The 22498-nt window shown below is 66.7% G+C and carries 18 protein-coding genes; 9 read left to right on the forward strand and 9 right to left on the reverse strand.

Translation table 11 applies throughout. The features are described from left to right. Positions 1–10: 10 nt before the first annotated feature. The 5 genes from LNV28_RS04990 to LNV28_RS05010 form a co-directional block, all read right to left on the reverse strand. Positions 11–1177 carry an efflux RND transporter periplasmic adaptor subunit gene (locus tag LNV28_RS04990; protein ID WP_263516201.1) on the reverse strand — a complete coding sequence of 389 codons (1167 nt, stop codon included), beginning with the start codon at positions 1175–1177 and terminating at the stop codon, positions 11–13. 158 nt (positions 1178–1335) lie between these two features. Next, a complete protein-coding gene (locus tag LNV28_RS04995) occupies positions 1336–1992 on the reverse strand; it encodes a hypothetical protein (RefSeq protein ID WP_263516200.1) in 657 nt (218 codons plus the stop codon). Positions 1993–2003: 11 nt separating this feature from the next. After that, a complete protein-coding gene (locus LNV28_RS05000; protein ID WP_263516199.1) occupies positions 2004–2969 on the reverse strand; it encodes a 5'/3'-nucleotidase SurE in 966 nt (321 codons plus the stop codon). 179 nt (positions 2970–3148) lie between these two features. Further along, positions 3149–3820, reverse strand: coding sequence for a PEP-CTERM sorting domain-containing protein (locus tag LNV28_RS05005; RefSeq protein WP_263516198.1), 672 nt, complete (start codon positions 3818–3820; stop codon positions 3149–3151). 169 nt (positions 3821–3989) lie between these two features. Beyond that, positions 3990–4448 carry an Lrp/AsnC family transcriptional regulator gene (locus LNV28_RS05010; RefSeq protein WP_263516197.1) on the reverse strand — a complete coding sequence of 153 codons (459 nt, stop codon included), beginning with the start codon at positions 4446–4448 and terminating at the stop codon, positions 3990–3992. Between the two features lie 138 nt (positions 4449–4586). Between LNV28_RS05010 and LNV28_RS05015 the strand changes: the two genes are divergently transcribed. From LNV28_RS05015 to LNV28_RS05040, 6 genes are all read left to right on the forward strand, one after another. Further along, complete coding sequence (locus LNV28_RS05015) at positions 4587–5540, forward strand: DMT family transporter (protein WP_263516196.1); 954 nt, start codon at positions 4587–4589, stop codon at positions 5538–5540. 131 nt (positions 5541–5671) lie between these two features. Then, positions 5672–7822 carry a prolyl oligopeptidase family serine peptidase gene (locus LNV28_RS05020; protein WP_263516195.1) on the forward strand — a complete coding sequence of 717 codons (2151 nt, stop codon included), beginning with the start codon at positions 5672–5674 and terminating at the stop codon, positions 7820–7822. A gap of 48 nt (positions 7823–7870) precedes the next feature. Next, entirely contained in the window at positions 7871–9262 is a 1392-nt protein-coding gene (locus LNV28_RS05025; protein WP_263516194.1) for a M16 family metallopeptidase, read from the forward strand. Positions 9263–9287: 25 nt separating this feature from the next. Next, positions 9288–10706 carry a M16 family metallopeptidase gene (locus LNV28_RS05030; protein ID WP_263516193.1) on the forward strand — a complete coding sequence of 473 codons (1419 nt, stop codon included), beginning with the start codon at positions 9288–9290 and terminating at the stop codon, positions 10704–10706. A gap of 195 nt (positions 10707–10901) precedes the next feature. After that, on the forward strand, positions 10902–13724 hold the full coding sequence (locus tag LNV28_RS05035; protein WP_263516192.1) for a TonB-dependent receptor plug domain-containing protein: 2823 nt from the start codon (positions 10902–10904) through the stop codon (positions 13722–13724). After that, positions 13724–15862 (forward strand): prolyl oligopeptidase family serine peptidase, encoded by a 2139-nt coding sequence (locus LNV28_RS05040; protein ID WP_263516191.1) that lies wholly within the window; start codon positions 13724–13726, stop codon positions 15860–15862. Before LNV28_RS05035 ends, LNV28_RS05040 begins: the two co-directional genes overlap by 1 nt. 23 nt (positions 15863–15885) lie before the next feature. On the opposite strand, the gene LNV28_RS05045 is transcribed toward LNV28_RS05040, so the two are convergent. The 3 genes from LNV28_RS05045 to LNV28_RS05055 all read right to left on the reverse strand — a co-directional run bounded on the left by LNV28_RS05045 (position 15886) and on the right by LNV28_RS05055 (position 18000). Further along, positions 15886–16665 carry an AraC family transcriptional regulator gene (locus LNV28_RS05045; protein ID WP_263516190.1) on the reverse strand — a complete coding sequence of 260 codons (780 nt, stop codon included), beginning with the start codon at positions 16663–16665 and terminating at the stop codon, positions 15886–15888. A gap of 322 nt (positions 16666–16987) precedes the next feature. Beyond that, entirely contained in the window at positions 16988–17545 is a 558-nt protein-coding gene (locus LNV28_RS05050) for a hypothetical protein (RefSeq protein WP_263516189.1), read from the reverse strand. After that, on the reverse strand, positions 17542–18000 hold the full coding sequence (locus LNV28_RS05055; RefSeq protein WP_263516188.1) for a Cd(II)/Pb(II)-responsive transcriptional regulator: 459 nt from the start codon (positions 17998–18000) through the stop codon (positions 17542–17544). Before LNV28_RS05055 ends, LNV28_RS05050 begins: the two co-directional genes overlap by 4 nt. 261 nt (positions 18001–18261) lie before the next feature. Here LNV28_RS05055 and LNV28_RS05060 point away from each other — a divergent pair, with 261 nt between their 5' ends. The 3 genes from LNV28_RS05060 (at position 18262) to LNV28_RS05070 (ending at position 21447) form a co-directional block, all read left to right on the forward strand. Continuing rightward, the gene (locus LNV28_RS05060) at positions 18262–19797 is read left to right on the forward strand and encodes a peptide MFS transporter (protein ID WP_263516187.1); all 1536 of its coding nucleotides are present in this window, start codon (positions 18262–18264) and stop codon (positions 19795–19797) included. A 197-nt stretch (positions 19798–19994) separates the two neighbouring features. Next, positions 19995–20678 carry a helix-turn-helix transcriptional regulator gene (locus tag LNV28_RS05065; protein WP_263516186.1) on the forward strand — a complete coding sequence of 228 codons (684 nt, stop codon included), beginning with the start codon at positions 19995–19997 and terminating at the stop codon, positions 20676–20678. 127 nt (positions 20679–20805) lie between these two features. Further along, positions 20806–21447, forward strand: coding sequence for a Crp/Fnr family transcriptional regulator (locus LNV28_RS05070; protein WP_263516185.1), 642 nt, complete (start codon positions 20806–20808; stop codon positions 21445–21447). 19 nt (positions 21448–21466) lie between these two features. Here the strand turns inward: LNV28_RS05070 and LNV28_RS05075 are convergent, their stop codons facing one another. Further along, positions 21467–22447, reverse strand: coding sequence for a M48 family metallopeptidase (locus LNV28_RS05075; protein ID WP_263516184.1), 981 nt, complete (start codon positions 22445–22447; stop codon positions 21467–21469). Positions 22448–22498 lie beyond the last annotated feature (51 nt).

The raw sequence follows: 22498 nt of genomic DNA on the forward strand, positions 1-22498 counted from the left end.
CGGTGCCGGCTTACTTCGATGCAGCCGACGCAGCCTGCTCGGCCGCCGACGGCGGCGCCAGCAAGACCTTCTCGCCGGCCTTCAGGCCATCGAGCACCTGCACGCGGGCGCCGTCCTGCAAGCCGGTGCGCACCTTGCGCGGGTGCTGCTTGTTCTGGGCGTCCAGCACCTGCACGGCAAAGCGGCCGTCCTCGCCCCGCTCGCCGAGCGCGACCATGGGCAGAGTCAGGGTCTTCTTGGCCGAACCGGTCTCGACATTGACCTGCACCGTCATCTCGGGCAGCAGCTTGCGCGCCTTGTTGTCCACTTCGAACAGCACGTTGTAGAAGACCGCATTGCCGGCCCGCTCGGGCACCGGCTGGATCACTCGGACCTTGCCTTCATAACGCTGAGCCTCGCCGGCCAGGGTCACGAAGCGGGCGTTCTGACCCATCTTGATCTGAGCGATGTCGGCCTCAGGAACCCGGGCACGCACGGTGATCTCGTCGAGATTGGCCAGAGTCACCATGACCGGGGTGATCTGTGCGGCGATCACGGTCTGGCCTTCCTGCACCGGCAGGTTGACCACGGTGCCGTCCATGGGCGCGGTGATCGAGGCATAGCCCAGGGACAGCTTGCGCTTGTCCAGCTCGGCCTGCAGACGTTTCAGATTGGCGCTCTGGCCGCGCAGGTCGGCTTCCAGCTTGGCCAGCTCCGTGTCCGCACGCTCGGCCTCGGTGGCCGCGGTGGCATCGCCGGCGAGCAAACGGCGCTGGCGCTCGACCTCGCGGCGGGCTGTCTTCAGGTCGGCCTGGCGCACTTCGATCAAGGCCACTTGCTGGGCTGCGGCCGCCTCGGCCTGGGCCACTTCGCTGCGTGCCAACTCGGGATCCAGACTGACCAGCAGTTCGCCCTTCTTGACCTGCTGGCCCAGCTGCACATGGAGCTGGCGCACCTGGCCGCTGACCTGGGCACCGACATCGACCTTGAGCCGCGGTTGCAGCACACCCGCTGCCTGTACCGTCTGTGTGATGTCGGCCAGATTCACCTCCCCGGTTGGCGGCGGGGGCGGTGGCGGCGTCGGGCTCAGATAGCGATAGGCGCCATACGCAGCGCCGATCACGAGCAGCACGGCCAGGCGCACGCGCCAGGATTTCAACCAGCGCCCACGGGCACCTTGAGTCTTGTTTTTCTGCACAGCGTCTCCCCGCGTCGGCGTATGTCTTGAGCGGGGGCCAATGTAGCAGCGGCCTCCGGAGAGGCCAGCGGCGCTGCGACAGACTGCCGAAAGGCGCGACTGAGGCGCACCAGGAGAGGACCGGTCCAGCCAGCCAGCCTCAGACCGGCTGGTTCAGCTCATTCGCTGAAGGCGCGCAGGTCCAGCATCGTGCGGCCGTCGTCGGCCAGCAGGCGCATGCGTGCCGGCAGCTCATCGACATCGGCCAGCGCAAAACCACTGCTGGAGGCCGGTACCGCGTTGCCGCAGCCGCTGGCTGTCAGGCTCAGGGCCAGGCCACCGGCACCACCTTGGCTGTCCAGACGCCCGCTGAGCTTGCAGCTGCTGGCCGGGCCGGCGCTGATGCTGCCGTCGGCCGCCACAGTGAACTGCGCCCAGACGCCCGGGCCGAGCTGGGTGACATAGCGACCGACCAGCTGGCCGACCGTCAGCGCGGACGGAGCCGCTTGTTTGTGGCTCGCTTGCAGACTGATGCTGACATCGACTGTGGCGGCGGGCACCGCCACCCACTCAGCACTGCTGGACGCGCGGCGGTAGATGCGCTCGGCTTGCTCGGCCGCATTGTTCAAGACCAGCACGCGGCTGCCGTCGCTGCCGGAAAAATAGCGGCCCGGCACCGGCGCATCGGCCGTGCCCGCGTTGACGACATAGCTGCCCGGCGCCAGATCCGGCACGCTGACGGACGGGCCGGCATCGCCGCCGCCGTTGCAGGCGACCAAGGCCAGCGAGGCCATCAGAGGCAGGAGACGGGCGCGAAACAAAGGAGAGGCTCTCATGGTGACCGCCCTCACTGGCTCAGCAGATCACGCAGGCGCAGGCGCAGCCATTGCTGGCCGGCGCTGCGGTGGTCGTAAGCGACTTGCATGGCCGTGACCGCGATGTCTTTCTTGTAGACGATGGACTCGTCCTCGGCCTGCGCCTCGGTGGCCGGGGCGCTGTTCATCTCCAGCGTGATGCCGGGCAGGTGCACCTGGCCCAGGCCGTAGCCGGCCGCCACCGGATCGGCGCCCAGGTCCTTGACGAACTTGACCTTGTAGGCGTTGTAGCTGCCGATGCGGGCGAACTTCCATTTGGCACCGTCCAGCACCTGCGGGAAGTTGACGTTCAGCGCCAGGCCGGCCGGCAAGAGCGGGCCGGTGCCGGCCTTGGCCTGCAGGGCGGCGATCAGGTCCACGCTGAGCTTGGCAACGGTGGCCGACTTCGGTGCGGCCAGATTGACGTTGTCGGTGGTGTCGGCGTCGGCGCTCAGGGCGATCGAGGGGATGCCGCGCGAGGCCGAGTTCTGGGCATTGCCGATGGTGCCCGAGCTGTTGACGATGTGGCCGACGTTCTGGCCTTCGTTGGGGCCGGAGAGCACCAGATCCGGGGCCTTGCCCCAGCGGGCTTGCGCCTGCACATCGAGGCCGTAGAGCAGGGCCATGATGGGCGTGCCGTTGACGTAGTGGTAGTCCCCGTTGGTAAAGCCGGCCTTGCTCATGGGGCCGGCGCCCGGCGCGCCCACGGCGGCGGCGCCGTTCAGGCAGGCGGCCGTCAGCGGCGTCAGCGGGCTCAGAAACTTGACCGCGCCGCCCATGCCGCTCTGGCCGGTGCAAGGCACCGAGACGATCACATCATGGCCCTTGGCTTTGAGCGCCTCGTACAGCGCTTTGACATTGCTGGTCAGGCCGTCGTCATTGCTCAGGACGATGTTGAGGGCCAGTGCTGGCTGGGCCAAGGCAGCCAGTGCCAGCAGGGGAAGCAGACGTACGCGCATGAATGAAGACTCTCCGAGACCGTTGGGGGCGCAAGCGCACTCGGCCTCTCGGGATGCCTCGAAGGCATCGGCGCAGACCGGGCGGGTGCCAGGGCTGGCCAGTGTCGGCAGTCTTGATGGCAGGGGCATGGCGGCGCTGTGACAGCGCCGTGGCAGGCCCCGCGCGCAACAGCCGCCGCTCAGGCGCGCCGGCGCTGCAGGCCCAGGCCCAGCAGGGCGAGCAGGGCCAGAGCGGCGCTGCCGGGCTCGGGCACGCCTTGCACCGGGCCGCCCGGGCTGCCCTCGAAGACCACCTCGCCGAGCGCCAACCAGCGCTGTTCGGGGCCGTTGTGCAGGCTCAGCTCGACATAGCGGCCGGCCGCCTGACTGCCGTTCAGCAGCTCGAACACACCGTCGCTGTTGTCGGCGCCGGGCAGGCGCTCGGCCGCGCTCAGGGTGCGCAGCTGGCTGCTGCCGAAATGCAGGCCGTCGCTCGAGAAGCGCAGGCTCATGGCGCCGGGCATATAGACGGCCGCCTGGGCGTAGTACTTGAAATAACTGGTGATGCGGCTCAGGCGGTAGCTCTCGCCCAGGTCGAACAGGATCACGGGCGACTGACCGTCCCACATCACATAGGGCGCCCAAGCGCCATAGCCGGCCACCACCGAGGCGCTGGTCACGCCGTCGGTGAGGTCGCCGGTGCCGCCCGACAACCAGCCATCGGGCCCGTGGTTGCCGTTGTAGAGGTTGTCGTAATAGGCCCCATGCAGGGGCGCGCCGTCCATCATGCTGTAAGAGCTGACGACGATGCCGGCCGCAGCCGTCTGGGCCAGGGTGAGGGCACTGAGACCGGTGAACAGGCTGCGCAACATGGGTGAACCTCGGCGTTGACCTTGAATCAAACAAGAAGGCCCCGTGCCTTCCGAAGCCTGGACTGTCGGCCCATGTCGGCCTCCTGTCATCCTCCAGCCCGGGGGAGTGCGGCTGAGCTGTTTCGAGCGCTTTTCCTGCGTCGCGCGGGCGCGCCCGCAAGCCCTCGCTTCAAGCCGATTTCAAGGGCAGCGGCGCGCCGCTCTTGACGCAGCGGATGGCGAAATTGCTGGTGATGTCCTGCACCATGGCCAAGGCCTGCAGGCGCCGCACGATTTGCTCGTAAGCACTCAGCTCGCCGACCACCACCTCGAGCAGGTAGTCATGCGCACCGCTGACCACATGGCAGGCCACCACCTCGGCCATGGCCTCCATGGCGGCCTCGAACTGCTGCACCGCGTCCTCGCGGTGGTGCATCAAGCGCACATTGACGAAGACCGTGGTGGCCAGCTGCACCGCCTTGCGGTCCAGCACCGCGCGGTAGCCCGAGATGAATCCCTCGTCCTCCAAGCGCTTGAGTCGGCGCGCACAGGGGCTGGCCGACAAGGCCACCCGCTCGGCCAGCTCGGCAATGCTGAGGCGGCCGTCGCGCTGCAGCAGCTCGAGCAACTGGAGGTCGATTCTGTCCATGGCTTGTTTCCATCAAAGTTTCAGTGATTATTGGCGAAAGCCCGCTCAAGCAGACCAGTTATCACGCCAGATTGCCGGGTTTCACCCAGGGAAGCGCTTGAAAATTCCTCTCGTTGTAGCCCTTGCCTTGCCTGCCCCATGCACCCCAATTCCCGCCCTTCCCTGGCCGCCGCCGGCCTGCCCTCGCAATCTTTTGGCGGGCGCCGCCCGCAGCAGGCCTGGCAGCAAGGCGAGGCCCTGGGCTGGGCCGCGCTGGCCTTGACCCTGGCGATCTGGGCCGCTTTCTTCATCTCCTTGCGTGCCGGCGCGCGTGTCGCCCTGCCGCCGGTGGAGCTGGCCCTGCTGCGCTTCGGCCCGGCCGGCCTGCTGTTCGCGCCCTTGCTCTGGAAGCGCCGCGCCCGCTTTGCCGCCGTACCGGCGCGCTTGTGGCTGCTGATCGTCGCCGGCGCCGGCCTGCCCTACTTCCTGATCGCAGGCTGGGGCATGCGCCATGCGCCGGTGGCCGACGGCGCCACCCTGATCCCCGGCACCCTGCCCCTGTTCACCGCCTTGCTGGCCGCCGCCCTGCACGGCCGCGCGGCATTGGCGCGCTGGCCGGCCCTGCTGTGCATCGCCAGCGGCGTGGCGACGATGCTGGCGCTCAAGGCCGGCCAGGCCGATCTGGCCCAGGGCTATGCCTTCTTCCTGCTGGGCAGCCTGATGTGGTCGGCCTACACCCTGGCCCTGCGCGAGGCGAAGCTGGCGCCGCTGGAGGCTGCGGCCCTGATCTCCACCGTCTCCCTGGGCCTGCTCCTGCCCCTGCTGGCCTGGCAGGCCGGCACGCAAGGCCTGGCGCTGCCCAGCTTGAGCGGCTCGCAACTCTTGCTGCAACTGGCCATCCAGAGCGTGGGCGTGGGCCTGATTTCGACCCTGAGCTACAGCTATGCCGTCGCCCGCCTGGGCGCGCAGCGCAGCGCCACCGCGGGCGCCCTGACCCCGGTGCTGGCCACGCTGCTGGCCATCCCGCTGTTCGGCGAGCAGCCTGATGGCGCCACCTTGATCGGCATGGGCCTGATCGCCGGCGGCGTGCTCTGGAGCCAGAGGGCCCGCTAAAGCCTCCCCGGGTTTCCCCGCAGGCCAAATCGGGGAATGCCTTTCGTCATGGTTTTGATTCCTTGCCAGAATGCCGCAGCCTCGCGCCGACCGCGCCGAGCCCTGAGTTCTGGAAAGAAACGATGAACGCCATGACGAACAAGATCCGGCCTGCCCACAAGGCTCTGGTGATGGCCTGCCTGGCCCTGCTGAGCAGCGGCGCCAGCTTCGCGCAAACGAGCACACCGAGCTACCCCGCGACCGCCAAGGTCGAGCAGACCGACAACTACCACGGCACGGCCGTGGCCGACCCCTACCGCTGGCTGGAGGACGACAACAGCCCGCAGACCAAGGACTGGGTCAAAGCCCAGAACCAGGTCACCGACGCCTACCTCGCGGCCATGCCGCAGCGCCTGGCGGTGCGCAAGCTCTACACCGAGCTCTACAACTTCGAGAAATTCGGCGTGCCCTTCAAAGAAGGCGGCCGCTACTTCTGGACGCGCAACAACGGCCTGCAACAGCAATCGGTGCTCTATACCGCCAAGTCGCTCAAGGACCAGCCCAGCATCGCCCTGGACCCGAACACCCTGAGCCAGGATGGCACCGTGTCGATCAGCGGTTATGCACCTTCGCCCAATGGCAAGCTGCTGGCCTACGGCAGCTCCAAAGCCGGCTCTGACTGGCAGACCTGGAAGGTGCGTGACCTCAGCACCGGCCGCGACCTGCCCGATGCCATCGAATGGGTGAAGTTCTCCAGCGCCACCTGGACGCCCGACGGCAAGGGCTTCTTCTACTCGCGCTACGACGCACCGGCCGAGGGCGCAGCCCTGACCGGCGCCAACTATTTCCAGAAACACTTCTACCACCGCCTGGGCACGCCGCAGTCGGCCGATGTGCTGGTGGCCGCCAACCCGCAGGAAAAGGAATGGGGCTTCGGCAGCAGCGTCTCCGATGACGGCAAGCTGCTGATCATCAATGTCTGGAAGGGCGGCTCCAAGAACGGCCTGATGGTGCTGCCCTTGGTCAAAGGTGGCTTTGCCGGCGGCGAGCCCAAGGCCATCAGCCTGGCTTTCGATGCGCAATACCAGGCCGTGGGCCTGAACGGCAACAGCCTGATCGTCAAGACCGACAAGGACGCGCCGCGCGGCCGCCTGATCACCGTCGACCTCAAGGCTTCGGGCAAGGAAGCCTGGAAGACCCTGGTGGCCGAGGGCCCCGACGCCATGACCGGCGCCTCCGCCGTGGGCGGCCGCCTGCTGCTGAGCTATCTGCGCGACGCCTCCACCCTGGTGCGCCGCCACGGCCTGGACGGCAAGCTGCAGGGCGAGGTGCAGCTGCCCGGCGTTGGCACTGCCAGCGGCTTCGGCGGCCGCGTGCAGGACCGCGAGACCTTCTTCAGCTACACCAGCCTGACGACGCCCAGCGCCGTCTACCGCTATGACGTGGCTGCCAACAAGGTCAGCCTGTTCAAGCGCCCGCAGACTGCCTTCGATGCCGATCAGTTCGAGACCCACCGCGAATTCGTCACCAGCAAGGACGGCACCCGCTTCCCCATCTTCCTGGCCCACAAAAAGGGCCTGAAGCTGGACGGCACGAACCCGACCCTGCTCTACGGCTACGGCGGCTTCAACGCCTCGATGACGCCCAGCTATGGCATCACCTCGGCGGCCTGGATGAAGATGGGCGGCGTCTATGTGCTGGCCTCGATCCGCGGCGGTGGCGAGTACGGCTCGGCCTGGCACGAAGCCGGCACCAAGCTGAAGAAGCAGAACGTGTTCGACGACTTCATCGCCGCCGGCGAATGGCTGGTGGCGCAGAAGTACACGCAGCCGGCCAAGCTGGCCATCAACGGCGGCTCCAACGGCGGCCTGCTGGTCGGCGCGGTGCTCAACCAGCGGCCCGAGCTGTTCGGCGCGGCCGTGCCCCAGGTCGGCGTGATGGACATGCTGCGCTTCCACAAGTTCACCATCGGCTGGGCCTGGGTGCCGGACTACGGTTCGTCCGAGAACGCCGAGGAGTTCAAGGCCCTGGCCGCCTACTCGCCGCTGCACACCATCAAGTCGGGCGTGAAATACCCGGCCATCATGGTCACCACCGGCGACCACGACGACCGCGTCGTGCCGGCGCACAGCTTCAAGTACACGGCAGCCCTGCAGGCCGCCGACACCGGCCCGGCGCCCAAGCTGATCCGCATCGAGACGCAGGCCGGCCACGGCGCCGGCAAGCCGACCTCCAAGATCATCGAGGAACGTGCCGACATGCTGGCCTTCTTCGCCAACACCTTCCAGATGAGCGCGCCCTGAGCGATCAGTGCGAGCTTTGACCTAACTCCTGATTTCAACGAGGTGCATATGCGCAAGCATTCCCTGATTGCCCTGTTCGCAGGGCTGGCCCTGTCGTTGGCGGCGCAAGCCGCCGACCGCTGGCAGGTGCCCGTCGCCAGCAAGAAGCTGGCCAATGGCCTGACCGTCTTGGTCTCGCCCGACCACAGCTCACCCACGGTCGGCGTCAGCGTCGTCTACCATGTGGGCATGCGGCTGGAGCCCAAGAACCGCACCGGCTTTGCTCACCTGTTCGAGCACCTGATGTTCCAGGGCACGCCGACCGCGCCCAAGGGCGTGTTCGACAAGGTGATCACCGGCGGCGGCGGCAACAACAACGGCTCCACCCGCCCCGACTTCACCAACTACATCGAAACCGCCCCGGTCTCGGCCCTGGAGTCCATCCTCTGGCTGGAAGCCGACCGCATGAAGACCCTGGACTTCAACCCGGCCACGCTGAAGAACCAGCAGGACGTGGTCAAGGAAGAGATCCGCGTCAATGTGCAGAACCAGCCTTACGGCGGTTTCATGTGGATCGACATCGGCGGCCTGGCCTTCCAGAAATGGGAGAACAACCACGACGGCTACGGCAGCTTCAAGGACCTGGAGAACGCCAGCCTCGACGATGTGCGCGCCTTCCACCGCGATTACTACGGCCCCAACAATGCCGTGCTGTCCATCGCCGGCGACATCACGCCGGCCAAGGCCTTCGCTCTGGCAGAAAAGTACTTCGCCGCCATCCCCAAGCGCCCAACGCCCGCGCCCAGTGACTTCAGCGAAGGCCTGAACACCGCCGAGCGCCGCCTGGTGCAGAGCGACAAGCTGGCCCAGGTGCCGGCGATTGCCGCCGCCTGGAAGATGCCCGATCGCGGCAGCAAGGACCAGCCGGCCATGGCCGTGCTGGGCGAGCTGCTGGCGGGCGGCGACGCTTCGCGCTTCTACCAGGGCCTGGTCAAGGGCCGCGAACTGGCGCTCAACCTCGACTCGCTCTACGGCCTGACCAGCATCTGGGAATACGACGGCCCGACCATCTTCACCGTGTTCGCCCTCTACAAGCCGGACAGCAGCGCCGACGCCTTGCTGAGCGCTATGGACGAGGAAATCGCCAAGGTGGTCAAGGACGGTGTCGATGAAGCGACGCTCAAGCGCGTCAAGACGCGCTTGCTGGCCGACTGGTACAACGGCCTGGAGAGCTTCCTCAGCCGCGCCGACACCCTGGCCAAGCTGCAGACCCTGTGGGGCGATGCTCAGGTGGTCAACAAGATCCCGGGCTGGATCGAGGGCGTCAAGTCCGCCGACGTGCAGCGCGCCGCCAAGACCTATCTGACCGTGGCCAACCGCTCGGTCATTGACCGCAAGCCAGCCGCCATGTTGGCCGCCCCGGCCGCCGCCCAAGGCGCTGCCAGCGCCGCCAAGCCCTGAACGCGAGACGGAGCCCTTCATCATCATGAAACAACTCAAGCTCACTCCCCTGATGCTCGCCGCTCTGCTGGCCTTGCCTCTGGCCGCCGGCGCCGCCGAGGCCATCAAGCTGCCGGCCGAACTGCCCAAGTACGGCCAGGACAAGCCCATCCCCGTACCCCAGATCAGCAAGAAGACCCTGGCCAACGGCCTGGAAGTCTGGGTGCTGCCGCGCCAGGGCCTGCCGCGCGTGGACTTCGTGCTGGCCCTGCGCGGCGCCGGCTACGGCGCCGACGCCGCGGCCACGCCGGGCCGCGCCAAACTGCTGGCCGGCCTGCTCAATGAAGGCACGGCCAAGCGCGACTCGCGCGCCATCGCCGAGGCCGCCCAAGGCATGGGCGGCGGCGTCGGCGCCGCCGCCTCCAACGACGGCATCACCCTCAATGCCTATGCCTTGAAATCGCATGCCAGCGAGATGCTGCGCTTGCTGGGTGAGGTGGCCCGCCAGCCCTCCTTCCCCGACGGTGAAGTGGCCCTGGCCAAGGCCAATGCCCTGCAGGCCCTGAAGGTGGCCAGCGCCCAACCCGGCTTCCGCGCCGAGAAGGCGCTGAGCCAGGCCATCTACGGCGATCACCCCTACGGCCGCAGCCAGGAAAGCGCCGAGAGCATCGAATCGACCACAGCCGCGGCCCTGCGTGCCGAGCATGCGCAGCGCTTCCGCCCGGACCGTGCCCTGCTGGTCATCACCGGCCAGATCACGGCGGCCGAGGCGCTGAAGCAGGCGCAGGCGGTGTTCGGCGACTGGCAAGCCCAGGGCCCGGCCCCGCTCGAGATCGCCGCCTCGCCGGTCAGCGCCGCGCCGCAACGCCTGCTGCTGGAGCGCCCGGGCAGCGTGCAGTCGACGCTGCGCCTGGGCCGCCCCGGCATGGCCGCCAGCGGCGCCGAGCAGGTGCCGCTGCGCCTAACCAGCACCATCCTGGGCAGTGGTTTCTCCAGCCGCGTGAACCAGAACCTGCGTGAAGAAAAGGGCTACACCTATGGCGCCAGCGCCGGCGGCCGCTCCTACCGCGTGGGCGGGGCCATCACCGGCGGCGCCGATGTGCGCAACGAGGTGACCGGTGCATCGCTGCAGGAGTTCATCAAGGAGTACCGCCGCATCGGCAGCGAGCTGGTGCCGGCGGACGAGCTGGACATGAGCAAGCGCTATGTGGCCGGCAGCTATCTGCTGACCACACAGCTGCAAGGCGCCGTGGCCCAGACCCTGGCCAACAACTGGCTGGTCGGCCTGCCGGCCGAGTACCTGGGCCAGTATGTGCCGCTGATCCAGAAGGTCACGGCCGAGCAGGTGCGCGAGATCGGCAAGAAGTACTTCTCGCCCGAGACGCAAAGCCTGATCGTGGTCGGCGACCCGAGCGCGGTGACCGAGCAGCTGAAGGAATTCGGCGAGTTCAAAGTGAGCCGCTGATCGCCACGGCAGGTTTTCAAAAATCCATCTCTGGGCAGGGCCGCAAGGCGCCTGCCCATTTTTTTTGTTTCTTCTCCCCCTGGGGCCGGGGCACTTTGTGCCGATTTCGGTCGGCCCGCTGCCGTTTGGCATCAAGACGATGGAGGGCGGTTTTTCTATTCTGAGCGGATCCCCAAAGAGCCCACGAGGAGACGCATGAACACGAAAAAACCCAGCCCCAAGCTCAGCACCATCGCGCTGGCCACGGCAACGGCCTGCATGGCCTTGAGCAGCAGCCCTGCTGTCTACGCCCAAAGCAAGGACCCTGCAAGCGAAACGCAAACCCTGAACCGCGTGACGGTCACCGGGTCCAACATCAAGCGCACGGATCTGGAAACTTCGCAGCCCCTGCTGGTCTTGAACAAGGACGAGATCAAGGCCTCCGGCGCGCTGACGGTGGGCGATGTGCTGGCCAATCTGAGCAGCAACGACCGCAGCGCCATCAGCGACCTGGGCGGCGCCAACTCCTGGGCCAGCGGTGCCTCGGGCGTGTCCTTGCGCAATCTGGGCACTGGCGGCACCTTGACGCTCTTGAACGGACGCCGCTTGTCGAGCTATGGCTTTGCCGATGGCTTGCAGCTGAACTTCACCAATATCGACGCCATTCCCGCCAACATCATCGAACGCGTCGAAGTGCTGAAGGACGGTGCCTCGGCCATCTACGGCTCGGACGCCATCGGTGGCGTCATCAACGTCATCACCGTCAAGGACTTCACTGGCGTCGGTCTGCAGCTGAGCGCGCAGCGCAATTTGAAGAAGAGCTTTCTGGACGCCGACCAGCAAGCCTCGGTCACGGTGGGCCATGGCAATCTGGCGACCGACGGCTTCAATGCCTACGCGCACTTGGAGGTCTACAAGCGCGGCAGCTACAAGGACAGCGCGGTGCGCGACTTGCTGCCCGAGTGGTACTTGGAGCAGAACCCGGCACGTGGTCAGCGTTCGGCCGGCTCCTTCCCCGGAAACTACACCGGCAGCTACCCGGCAGACTACAAAGACCCGGCCCTGGCCGGCACGCGCATCAACACACCGGCCCCAGGCTGCGCGCCCGAGAACCTGATCGGCGGCGTCTGCCAGTACGACTACTGGAAGGACAGCGATGCCCGCCCGGCCACCAAACGGGTGACCTTGCTGGCCGGCGCGCGTTTCACGATCAACAAAGACCTGAGCGCTTTTGCTGAGTTTCAGGGCGCCGACATCCAGGCCGACTACTACACCAACATTCCACGCAGCAACCCCGGCAGCGTCTCGACCTGGTACGACAGCCTGAAGGGCGAACTGCAAAGCTTCACCGACCCTCGGCTGCCGGCCAATCACCCGAACAACCCCTATGGCTTCCCCATCGGTTTGAACTACCGTTTTGTGGACCACCCGGACATGTTCAAAAACATCGGTGCCTCGCGCGACTTCCGCCTGCTGGCCGGTGTTGAGGGCTCGGCCTGGGGCTGGGACTTTGATGGCGCGGTGGGCATGATGCGTTCACACGCGACCCAGCGTCAGCACCTCTACAAAGACCGCTTCGGCTATGAAGAAGCCATCACCAGCGGTGCCTACAAATTCGGCCAGACCAACCCGCGCGAACTGCTGGAAAAGATGTTCCCCGAGATGGGCTCTTCGGGCACCTACACCCAGCAGTTCGCCGATGCCAAGGGCTCGCGCGAGATCGGCCGCCTCATCGGCGGCCCCATCATGCTGGCGCTCGGCGGCGAGCTGCGCCACGAAACCTTCGAGCACCGCAGCATGGACAACATCTTGCAGGCGCGCATCGTCGGCTTCTCCGGCGTGGACATCTCCGGCAAGCGCGATGTGGGTGCGCTGTTTGGCGAAGTGAACCTGCCCTTCACCAAGCAAATCGAAGCCACGCTGGCCCTGCGCGGCGACAAGGTCTTCGATGGCTTCGGCGCGGTCACGCCCAAGATGCAGCTGGCCTGGCGGCCGATGCGCGAGCTGATGCTGCGCGGCACGGTCACCCAGGGCTTCCGCGCCCCCAGCCTGCCGGAGACCGGCAATGGCGGCGCCTCCTGGTTCAACAACGGCTATGTGGACCCGAAGCGCTGCGACACCGCCAAGTCCATGCAGGCCGTGCTCAAGACCGGCAATGCCAGCGACAAGCTAGACGCCACCGAGGTCTACAACTCGGGCTGCTCGGTCAGCTTCCCGTCCGCCATCACGCCGAACTCGAACTTGAAGCCCGAGTCGTCCAACAACTTCTCATTCGGCATCGTGACCCAGCCGATGGACAACGTCAGTTTCACGCTGGACTACTACAGCATCAAGCGCCGCGACGAGATCGGCACGCGTGACGTCAACGAGGTGCTGGCCAATGAAGACGCCAACCCCAGCTTGCTGCCGCGTGATGCCGTCTCGGCACGCGACAAAGACCTGGCCAAGCGGGTCAAGGAGCTGTCGGGCAAGGACATAGCCTTTGCTGTCGGCTCGGTGCGTTCGCTGGGCCTGCAGTACCAGAACATGAACAAAACCAAGGTCTCGGGCCTGGATCTGGACCTGCGCAGCCGCTGGAAGCTGGGCGCTTGGGGCCAGCTGGACGCCGGCATCGAAGCCAACTATCAGATCGAAGCGCGTTACTGGGACACCACCGCGCAGGACTACACCGAGAACCGCGTCGGCTACCGCGGCACGCCGCGCCTGCATGCGATCTACAAGATCAACTGGGGCATGGCCGATTGGAAGCTGGGCGCGCGTCTCAACCAGTACTCCGGCACCCGCTTGAGTGCTGCGGACTGGGACAGCAACAACAGCATCGAAGGCTGCGCCGATCGCGATGTGGCCGAAGCCGACTGCCGCATCAAGCCCTGGCTGAGCACCGATCTGTGGCTGCAGTACAGCGGCTTCAAGAACTTCATCCTGTCTGCCAATCTGCTGAACGCTTTTGACCAAAAGCCTCTGGTGGAGCTGCGCCCGGGCTCCTCGCTGCCGCTGGGCGGCCGGGTCCTGAAGCTGAATCTGGAGGCGCGCTTCTGATGCGCGGCGCCAAGCCAGTGCTGCGCGCGCTTGCCGCGGCCATGTTGCTGCTGCAGTCAGGCCTGGGCTTGGCGCAGCCCAGCGCCGAGGACCCTTACCTTTGGTTGGAAGAGGTGCAGGGCGAGCGCGCGCTGCGCTGGGTGCAGGGCCAGAACGAGGCCAGCCTTGCTGCGCTGCAGAGCGGCCCTCAGTCTGCTGCATGGGTCCAGAGCTTTGCCGAGGTCTTGGCCTCGCCCAAGCGCCTGACCCATGCGCAGCAGATGGGCGGCTATCTCTACAACTTCTGGCGCGATGCGGAGCACCCGCGCGGCCTGTGGCGGCGCACGAGCTTGGCCTCCTACCGCAGCAGCACACCGCACTGGGAGACGGTGCTGGATGTGGACCAGTTGAGTCGGGAGGAGGGTGCACCCTGGGTCTGGGGTGGGGCAACTTGCCTCGTACCCCAGACCCAGCGCTGCTTGCTGACCCTGAGCCGTGGCGGCGGCGACGCCCATGTGCTGCGTGAGTTCGACCTCGGCACGCGCCGCTTTGTGGCGGCGGCGGCGGCGGGCGGCTTCAGCCTGCCCGAGGCCAAGGGCAATGCCGCCTGGGTGGACCGCGACACACTCAGCGTGGCCACCGACTTCGGCCCCGGCAGCATGACGGAGTCGGGCTACCCGCGCCAGGTCAAGCTCTGGAAGCGCGGCCAACCCCTGGCGCAGGCGCGGCTGGTGTTCGAGGCGGTGCCGCAGGACGTCAGCGTTTGGACCTGGGCCGAGCAGATCGGCAAAGAACGGGTGCATGTGATCGAGCGCCGCACCAGCTTCTTTGCCGGCGAGCAGCATGTTCTGCAGAAAGATGGCCGCCTGCTGGCCCTGAGCAAGCCGGCCGATGCCAGCATGAGCCCCTTCGCCGACCAATGGCTGATCGAGTTGCGCTCGGATTGGACGCTAGGCGGCAAGACCCATGCGGCCGGTTCGCTCTTGGCGATCTCGCGCGCCGACTGGGCGGCCGGCAAGCGCCAGTTCCACACCTTGTTCAGCCCCACGCCGCGCAGCTCGCTGCAAAGCCATGTGGCGACGCGCAGCGCGGTGCTGGGCGTGCGCATGGATGAAGCGCGCCAGCAATTGGTGCAGTGGCGCTATCAAAAAGGCCAGTGGCAAGAGACGCTGTTGCCGGCTGGCGACTTGGGCAGCCTGAGCGTCAGCGCCCTGGCCGGCCAGGACTCCGACCATTACCTGCTGACCCGCAGCGACTTCCTGACCCCGGCGCGGCTGGAGCTGGGCGAGGTGGGCCGGGCCGAGCGCCAGCTCTTGCAGGCCATGCCGGAGTTTTTTGATGCCAGCAGGCATGAGGTGCAGCAGCTGCAGGCGCGCTCCAAGGACGGCACGGCCGTGCCTTACTTCATCGTCAAGCCGCGCGGCGACTTGCCAAAAGACGGCGCGCCCACGCTGCTCTACGGTTACGGCGGCTTCGAGATCTCGATGAAGCCCAGCTACAGCGGCATCCTGGGGCGCGGCTGGTTGTCGCAGGGCGGGGTGTATGTGCTGGCCAATCTGCGCGGCGGCGGTGAGTTCGGCCCGCGCTGGCATCAGTCGGCGCAGCGCGAGCATCGCCAGCGCAGCTTTGATGATTTCATCGCAGTGGCCGAAGACCTGATCCAGCGTGGCATCACCCGCCCGGCGCGTCTGGGCATCATGGGTGGCAGCCTGGGCGGCTTGCTGACCTCGGTGGCGATGGTGCAGCGGCCCGAGCTGTTTGGCGCGGTGGTCAGCCAGGTGCCGCTGACCGATATGCGGCGCTATCACCGCATGCTGGCCGGGGCATCTTGGATCGAGGAGTACGGCAACCCCGACATCCCCGAGCAATGGGACTACATCTCGCGCTACTCACCGTACCAGAACGCCCGCGCGGGCCAGCCCTACCCCAAGGTGCTCTACACCAGTTCCACCCTGGACGACCGGGTGCACCCGGGCCACGCCCGCAAGATGGTGGCGCGGCTGCAGGAGCTGGGCCAGCCGGCGCTGTACTGGGAGAACCGCGAAGGCGGCCATGCCGGGGCTTCCACGCCAGCGCAGCAGGCGCAACTCTGGGCGCTCAGCTATGGCTTTTTGCGTGAGCAGTTGATGGGCCCCAAGCCCGCCATGACATCACCGTAAATGCAAGGTGATGGCTTCTGGCATCAGGCCGCGACGCGCCAGGGCTCGCCGCTGGGCTGATGCCCTTGCTGCAGTCGCCGGTATTGCGAGGGCGTCAGGCTGGTGGTGGCCTTGAACTGGCGGGTGAAGGCGCTTTGATCGCTGTAGCCGCATTGCATGGCAATGGCCGCCACGCTCAAGTCGGGTGACTCGACCAAGAGGCGGCGCGCCGCGTCCAGGCGTGCTTGCAGCAGCATCTCGCGTGGGCTGAGGTGGAAGATGCGTTGGAACAGGTGCTCGACCCGGTCCAGCGTCAATCCGACCGCGCGTGCCCAGTCGCCCAGATGCAGGGGCTGGTCGTAGTGGCTGCGAATCTGCTGGGCCAGCTCGGCGATCTGGCCGTAGACCGGGTGGCTCTGGTCGGGCCGACCCAGGTCGCGCGAAATGCCGGCCACGCCGAGCACCGCGCCGGGCCGCTCGCCTTGGGGCTCGTCGCGCAGCGGCAGCTTGTGGGTCAGGCACCAGCCGGCGCCGCCGTCGGCATAGAGGTGCAGTTCCAGATGGCGCTGCATGGCCGCGCCACTGCTGATGACGCTGCGGTCTTGCACCCAGAAGGCCTCGCCCATGGCGCCGGGAAAAATCTCTTTGGAGGTGCGCCCCAGCAAGGCTTGCTTGGAGCGCTGCGCGCTGCGCCGCACCAGGGTCTGATTGACGCGCAAGTAGCGGCCGTCGCGGTCTTTGACGAAGAACACCACGTCGGGCAGCGGGTCGAACAAAGCCTCGACCACGCTCAGCTCGCACAGGCGCAGGGCATCGGTTTGCATGGCGACTTCACCTTTGGGGCTGGGGACAGGACGGCACCTCATCAGCGGCAGTGACTGATGAGCTGGGGTCCGTTGCAGAGGCTGGGGTCGCCGACTCTGCAATTCCGACACGACCTCATGAGGCGGCTCAGACTGGCACCCAAATGAAGTATATGTTTAATATATCAACACAGAATTCGGGTATTCCAGAGTTCTGGGCGGGCTCAGGCCGAGCGGCTGAAAGCGTAGGGCGAGGTCAGCAGCTGCAAAGAAACAGGCAAAGCAGCGATACCGGCATGGCCGCAAGCTCATGCCCTTTGTGTTCGCGGCCTGGCGATGAGGCTCAGCGGCTTGAAACCGCCGGGGATGATGCCCCTGCAGCCAGCGGCTCCGGGCTCGCCTGCGCGGCGCGCGCTGCCGCCGCCTTGTGCATGGCCTCGGCGCGCTGCCGGGCTTCGACCTCGACACCCGGGCGGAACTGATCAGCCTGGGCCTGGCGGCTGAGCGCCCAATCGGACGCCGAGTAGCGGACCCGGCCCTGGCGGCATTGACGGGCGCGGGCGATCTCCCCTTTGAAGAATCGCTGCTCGGCGGGACCCAGGCTGCTGGCTGTGGCCCGGCTTTCCATGGCGGCGATTTCGACCTCCTCCGGGCAGACATTGCCGGCCAAGCGAGTGCCTGGGCTCGCCGCGTCCGCGGCGCTGCGCTCGGCGGCCACCACATTGGGCTGCAGGGCGCGGGCCGGCAAGGTGTCGCCCTGGGCCGGGCAAGGCTGGTCGGAGTAGCGGACCTTGCTGCCCTGCTGGCATTTCCAGATCTCGCCGGCCTGCGCCGCGGTCAGCACCAAACTCAAGCCCAGCCAGACCAGGCGGCGTGGCATCGATCGTGCACGGTGTTTCATGGCTTCAAGGCCTCATGACAGGCGCACGCTTCGCCATGGGCTGCCGCAACCAGCTCCTGCAGCACGCCACAAGCCTGGCTGCCGGCTGTATGCGGATGCAGATGGTGGCGCCCGTCGCAGCGCGCCTTCAGCGCCAGCAGTTGCTGCTCCAGCGCCTGCATGGAAGCCAGGCGGGCGCGCACGCGAGCGAGTTGCGCATCGACCAGATGGTCGACCCGTGCCAGCTGCGCGCCATCCTGGGTGTCCAAGCTGGCCAGCAGCTGAGCCACATCGGCCAGGGACATGTCCAGCGCCCTGCAATGGCGGATAAAGGCCAGGCGCTCCAGATGCGCGTGGGCGTAATCGCGATAGCCGTTGTCGCTGCGCGCCGGGCCGGGCAGCAGGCCGCTTTTCTCGTAGAAGCGGATGGTTTCGATGTCCACGCCGGTGGCTTTGCTGAGTTCGCCGATGCGCATAGGTGCTGAGGGGCCAGGCTGAAAACATCCAGCATAAGGCAAATGTCTGGAGTTACTACAGACAATCCATGCCGAATGGCACCCCCCGGTTCGCCGCCCCCTGGTGGGAACCCGCAGAAAGCGCCAGCGCAGCCGCGGCGACAATACGCGCCGCAGCCGCCGTGAGCACCCTCTCGGCGGCTTGTCCTTTGTAGCGCCGCTCAAGAGGGATCGGGGCCGGCCAAGGATTTCTCATCCATCAGACCAAGAACGGAGAGTCGTTTGAACACAAAAATTCAAACCGCGGGGCCCAACACCATCCTCGGCCACCCCAACAGCCTGTTTGTCTTGTTCTTCACAGAAATGTGGGAACGCTTCTCCTATTACGGCATGCGCGCCCTGCTGGTGCTGTTTCTGATCTCGGAAACCACCAAGGGAGGCTGGGGCTGGAGCCGTGCTGAAGCCACCTCGCTGTATGGCTGGTACACCATGCTGGTGTACTTCACCCCCATCCTGGGCGGCTACCTGGCCGACCGTTACCTGGGCACACGCCGAGCCGTGGTGCTGGGCGGCTTCATCATCGCCGCCGGCCATGTCTCGCTGTTCTTTGAAACCATTCCGTCCTTCTACCTGGGCCTGGGCCTGGTGATTGCGGGCACGGGCCTGTTCAAACCGAACATCTCGGCCATCGTCGGCCAGCTCTACAACAAGGACAACGAAGGCAGCCGTGACGGCGGCTACACCTTGTTCTATATGGGCGTGAACGCCGGTGCCTTCTTCGGCATTTCGCTGTGCGGCTACATCGGTGAGAAGGTGTCCTGGAACCTGGGCTTCGGTCTGGCCGGTGTCTTCATGATCCTGGGCGCCCTGCAGTTCTTCTTCAGCCAGAAGGTGTTCGGCGACATCGGCACCGCGCCGAGCAAGGAAAAGACTGCCGCCGCCCAAGCCGTCGACGACACGCCCGCCCATGTGGTGGCCGATCGCCTGAAGGCTGTCTTTGTGTTCGCCTTCTTCACCATCTTCTTCTGGTTTGCTTTCGAGCAAGCTGGCGGCTCCATGACCATCTTCGCGGCCGACTACACCGACCGCACCCTGGTCGGCACCAGCGGCCTGATCTTCAAGATCGTCAACACGCTGATGACGGTGATCCCGGCGGCCGTCCTGACCTGGCTGTTGTTGCAGTTGCATCTGGCCACCGGCAAGAGCCAATGGTTGGGCAATCTGCTGCTGGTCCTGGCCTTCGCCATGATCTGGGGCTTGGTGATCTGGATGCTGGGCCGCGAGTTCGCCATGGACCAAAGCGAAGTGCCGGCCACCTGGTTCGGCGTGCTGAACTCTTTCTTCATCGTGATCCTGGCACCTGCGTTCTCCAAGCTGTGGGAGAAGCACTGGAACCCGAGCGGCCCGGTCAAGTTCGGCGTCGGCCTGGTGTTGCTGGGCCTGGGCTTTGCCGCTCTGGCCTATGGCGCTTCGGGCATCCCCTCGGGCGCCAAGACCGCGCAGATCAGCATGCTCTTCCTGTGCTTGGCCTATCTGCTGCACACCATGGGTGAGCTGTGCGTGTCGCCGGTGGGCCTGTCCTACATCTCCAAGCTGGCCCCCGCGCGCCTGCTGGGCCTGATGTTCGGCGTCTGGTTCCTGAACTCGGCCATCGCCAACTTCATCGCCGGCAAGACCGGTGCCTACATCGACTACATCTCCTCGACCTACTCGATGTCCACCTTCTTCCTGATCTTCACCGTGATCCCGGCCGCCGCCGGCCTGGTGCTGATGGCGCTGGCGCCCTGGATGAAGAAGAAGATGCACGGCGTGCACTGAGCCCCTGCGGCTGTATTGCCCCCTGCCCAAGGCCCTGCTCTGCAGGGCCTTTTTTCATGGCCCGTGACAGCCGGTCGTGAATCTTTCACAAATGCACCGACCACGATTCACAGCCCGCCCTCCTGCAATCTGCCTACCCTCTGTCCTCAGCGTGTCGGCGCCCCAGCCATGGGCACGCAGCCCACCAGGAGAACGGCATGTGGACCAGCAACACGCCCCCCGCCTTGGCCTCAAACGCGCCGCTCGAAGCCGCGCCGCGCAGCCAAGCCACCGAACGCCGCCAGGCCGAGTCTTTGAGCAGCCATTGGCTGAGCCTCGTACTTGAAGAGCTGGACTACGGTGTGGTGCTGCTGAACGCCGCCGGCCGGGTGCTCCATTGCAACCTCGCCGCCAAGCGCAGCCTGGACGACGCCCACCCCTTGCAGATCTGCGGCAACCAGCTGCGCTGCCGCGAGTTCAAGGACAGCGGCCCGCTCAGCGACGCCCTTGCCGCCGCCGAACAGGAAGGCCGGCGCTGCCTGTTGCGCCTGGGCTCGGAGGAGCAAAGCAGCAATGTCGTGGTGGTGCCGCTGAACCGCAACGTCAGCCAGGCGGCCGTGCTGCTGGTGCTGGAGCGGCGCCAGCTCTGCGGTGAGCTGGCCACCCAGTGGTTCGCCCTGCGCTATGGCCTCACGCCAACCGAGACCGAGGTGCTCAAGGCCCTGAGCGCCGGCGCGCGCCCGGGCTCGGTGGCCGAACAGCAAGGCGTGGCCATCTCGACGGTGCGCACGCAGATCCAGAGCATCCGCGCCAAGTCGGGCGCCGACAGCATCAGCGAACTGCTGCGCCAGCTGGCCGTGCTGCCGCCGCTGATTTCGGCGCTGCGCATGGACATCAATTGAGGGCGTCAGACAGCGCCAGGAAAAATCTCAGTGGCGCAATCCCCTAGCGGGGGGTCATGCGCAAAGGCCAGCGGCTCTCGTAACATCCGGCCCTGCTGGCGGCACCTTTGCCGCTCGACGAGCCCGCATGGACAGCATCGAAGCGCCCACCACCGAATCCTCGACCGCCGACCTTCCCCCGAGCCTGCGCCTCTTGGCCGCACGCGGCACGGCGCGCAGCTACCGGCGCGGCACCGTGCTGATCGAGGAAGGCTCGCAAGGCGACAGCCTCTACCTCATCCTCAGCGGCAGCCTGCGCGCCTATGGTTGCGATGCACGCGGCCGTGAAGTGACCTACGGCGTCTACGGCCCCGGCGAGTATGTCGGCGAGATGAGCCTGGACGGCGGCCAGCGCTCGGCCAGCGTCATCACCGAGCAGGCCTCACGCTGCGTCTTGCTGACCCGCGCCAGCCTGCACGCCCATATTGCCGAGCACCCGGAGTTCGCTTTCGAGCTGCTGACCAAGGTGATTCGTCGCGCCCGCGCGGCCACGCTGTCAACCAAGCAGCTGGCGCTCAACGATGTCTACGGCCGGCTCAAGGCCTTGCTGGAGCAGACCACCGCCAGCTCGGACGAGATCCTGCTGACCCACCAGGCCATGGCGCAGCGCCTGGGCTGCTCGCGCGAGATGGTGTCCAAGCTGGTCAAGGACCTGGAGCTGGGCGGTTATCTCGAGCGCATCGCCAACGGCCGCTACCGACAACTCAAGTCGCTGCCGGCCCGCTGGTAAACCGGACTGCGGCGCCGCTTCAGGACGCCGGACGCGCCTGCAGCGGCGGCGCCACATCGAAGCGCTGCGCAGGTTTGGCGGCCCGGGCGTAGAGGCCATCCACCTTGGGCAGATTGGACTGGATGTCGCGAATGCGTGTAGGCCCGGCCGGGTGGGTGGACAGCCACTGCGGCGGCGCGCCCTTGGACACCTGGCCCATTTTTTCCCACAGGCTGACGCCGGCGCTGGGCTTGTAGCCGGCCCGTGCGGCCAGCTCCATGCCGACCAGATCGGCCTCGCTTTCGTCTTCGCGGCTGAAGGTCAGGGTCAGCAGCTGGCTGCCCATATTGAGCAAGGTGTCACCGACATTGCCCAGGCCCAGCAGGCTGGACAGCACATTGGCGCCCAACCGGGTGGCGGCCGTCTTGGCCATGCGCTCGCGCGCATGCTCACGCAGGGCGTGCGCCACCTCATGGCCCATGATGGAGGCGACCTCGTCATCGTCGAGCTTGAGCTTTTCCAGAATGCCGTAATAGAAGGCGATCTTGCCGCCCGGCATACAGAAGGCATTGAGCTGCGGGCTGACGAGCACATTGACCTCCCAACGCCACTGCTTGGCGCGCGCGTTCCAGGGTTCGGACTGCGGAATGATGCGCTTGGCGATCTCGCGCAGGCGGATCAGCTGAGGGTGGTTGTTGGGCAGCAGGGCGCGCTGGTTGGCGGCCTCGCGCATCATCTGCTGGTATTGCTGGGCGCCGGCCTGTTCAACCTGCTCGGCCGGCACCAGCTTGCTGATCTTGCTCGGGCCGCCGACCTCCACGCCCTCGCGCGCCCAGGCCGGCGTCAGCGCGGGCGACAGCGCCGCCGCACCGAGCAAGCCGGTAAACAAACGGCGCGAACCCTGGCTGGGCCGGCAGCGGCCGGCCGCGCACTCGGGGCACCGGCCGAAACCATAGCGGGGTGCGCTGGGCAGATGGGGGTCAGCGGCGGGGTCGAAACCGGGGTCGTGGGCGTGAGACATGGTGATCAAGTAGGTGCAGCAGTCGGATTTGCAAGCGGCGCAGACGGCTAT

The organism is Paucibacter sp. DJ2R-2 (assembly GCF_025717675.1).
Classification (GTDB): domain Bacteria; phylum Pseudomonadota; class Gammaproteobacteria; order Burkholderiales; family Burkholderiaceae_C; genus Paucibacter_A.